2 protein-coding genes are annotated in these 2312 nt (G+C 38.0%); both read left to right on the forward strand.

All coding sequences use genetic code 11. The features are described from left to right. Positions 1–1222, forward strand: a 1222-nt coding sequence (locus E5A76_RS11140) for an alpha/beta fold hydrolase (RefSeq protein ID WP_161118976.1), incomplete at its 5' end; no start/stop codon positions are given. A 270-nt stretch (positions 1223–1492) separates the two neighbouring features. Next, positions 1493–2092, forward strand: a complete 600-nt coding sequence (locus E5A76_RS11145; protein WP_008987204.1) for a GTP cyclohydrolase II — start codon at positions 1493–1495, stop codon at positions 2090–2092. The last annotated feature ends 220 nt before the right edge of the window (positions 2093–2312 follow it).

Here is a 2312-nt window from a genome sequence, read left to right on the forward strand (position 1 = left end):
TCCATTAGATCATAACGTTACTGATGGTGAAAAAATTAAAGTATTTGCTCGTGAAGTTGTTCATCAAAAGAATCAGAATGCGGATTTACCGTGGTTAGTTTATTTTCAAGGTGGTCCTGGGTTTCCATCTCCACGTCCTGCGGGTAATTCAGGTTGGTTAAAAGAAGCCTTAACCAAGTATCGTGTATTGTTGTTAGATCAGCGTGGTACTGGTAAAAGTACACCGATTACACATCAAACATTTGCAGTGAAAACGCCAGAGCAACAAGCCCAATATTTAACCCATTTCCGAGCTGATAACATTGTCCGAGATGCTGAGTTTATTCGTGAAGCTTTGGGTATTAAACAATGGTCGATTTTAGGCCAGAGTTTTGGTGGTTTCTGCTCGTTGCATTATTTGTCTTTTTACCCTCAATCGTTAACTCGTGCGTATCTAACGGGTGGGCTCCCACCTATCACAGGTCATGCAGATGAGGTTTATCGCGCTACTTATAAACGTGTAACGGGTAAGAACGCTGCTTTCTTTAAACGTTTCCCTGCCGCTCAAGAGCAATGTATCAAGATTGCAGAACACCTATTAAATAATGATGTTCGTTTACCTAATGGTCAGCGTTTTACTGTTGAACAATTCCAGTTATGGGGAATTAATTTAGGCCGTAGTGGCGGTGATCTGGCGATGTATTACGTGCTTGATGAAGCGTTTATTGAGGTCAATGGAAAACCAGCATTGAGCTATAGCTTCTTACAACAGATGCTTGTAGAGCAGAGTTACCAAACCAATCCTATTTATGCAATTTTGCACGAATCAATCTATTGCCAACATCAAGCGTCTAATTGGTCAGCAGAGCGAGTCCGTAGAGAATATCCAGTGTTTAACTACAGCAAAGGTCAACCATTTATGTTCACCGGTGAAATGGTTTATTCATGGATGTTTGAGCAATTAGAGTGTTTAAAACCACTTAAAGCGGCAGCTGATATTTTGGCTGAAAAAACTGATTGGCCAGTACTTTATGACGCTGAACAATTAGCAAATAACACAGTACCTGTGGCAGCTGCTGTTTATGTTGATGATATGTATGTGGAATATGACTTAAGCTGTCAAACGTTGGCATCAATGAATTCTGTAAAAGCGTGGATCACTAATGAGTATGAGCATAATGGTCTAGGTGCAGCAGGCGGGGTGATTTTACCTAAGTTGATGAAACTTGCCGATCAAATCTAAATTAGTTGAGTTGATTGCTAGGTTATTAAATATGTTATAATATAACAAAAAGGCAGTGGCTATTGTTTAATTCAATCTCGTTATCTTAAAAACGGTGTATTAGTGATCTTTTTCAGGAATATATAACGTAATATTTTCTGTTTGAATGCGCAGTGCTGTTGTCAGATGATAATTTTCGCTATTATCTGCGAAACAAGAAACAACGACGATAGTCATCATAAGCAATCAAAGCTCTTATGATTGAGTATTAGCAAAATGCTTAGGAAGAATATGGTAAATGTTAGGGCGAGAGTGCCTTTTAAAGTTGGTCTAAAAAGCAATATTCCTGCAGATTTGCTTTCGTTCAATGGGCTTGAGTCTGGTAAAGAACACGTTGCAGTGATTTTCAAAGATGCTGATAAAACATCTGCGCCATTAGTGCGTATGCATTCTGAATGTTTAACTGGCGATGTTTTTCACTCATCACGTTGTGATTGTGGTGAGCAGCTTGATGAAACCATCGAAAAAATGGGTGAGTTAGGCGGTATTATTCTTTATCTTCGCCAAGAAGGTCGTGGTATTGGTCTTTACAACAAAATTGATGCTTATAAGCTTCAAAGTGAAGGTATGAATACTTATGAAGCGAATAATCATCTAGGTTTTGGTGATGATTTACGTGAATTTGGTGAAGCGGCCCAAATGCTTAAAGCTTTAGGTTTAACGGATATTCGCCTTGTTACCAATAACCCGAAAAAAATCCGTGAACTTAGTGAGAACGGCATTAACATCGTGGAAGTTGTTGGTACTAAAGCACATGTTAAAGACGGTAACGAAAGCTACCTAAAGACTAAAGCAAGTCATGGTCATCACCGCTTTAACTTTGAAAGTTAATTCTGACTATTACTTCCAATGCTAATAATAGAAGCCCTGTATAGAATCAGGGCTTTTTTGTATCTGAATGAATATGTCAGTAATCAACAGTAAATTCTCACCATTAGAAAATCTAATCCAAAATTAAAATTATTTCGTGCTAATTGCTGCAATATCTGCTTGTTTAAATGCAAGTAGAGGATTAACATCTCGTGTCTTTTTTAGGCATAGATTCTAATAT

This window comes from Photobacterium lucens, from assembly GCF_009873615.1.
GTDB classification, from domain to species: Bacteria; Pseudomonadota; Gammaproteobacteria; order Enterobacterales; family Vibrionaceae; genus Photobacterium; species Photobacterium lucens.

Coding starts and splice junctions, on each gene's coding strand:
- E5A76_RS11145 (WP_008987204.1), top strand. CDS start 1,493: ATGGTAAATGTTAGGGCGAGAGTGCCTTTTAAAGTTGGTCTAAAAAGC.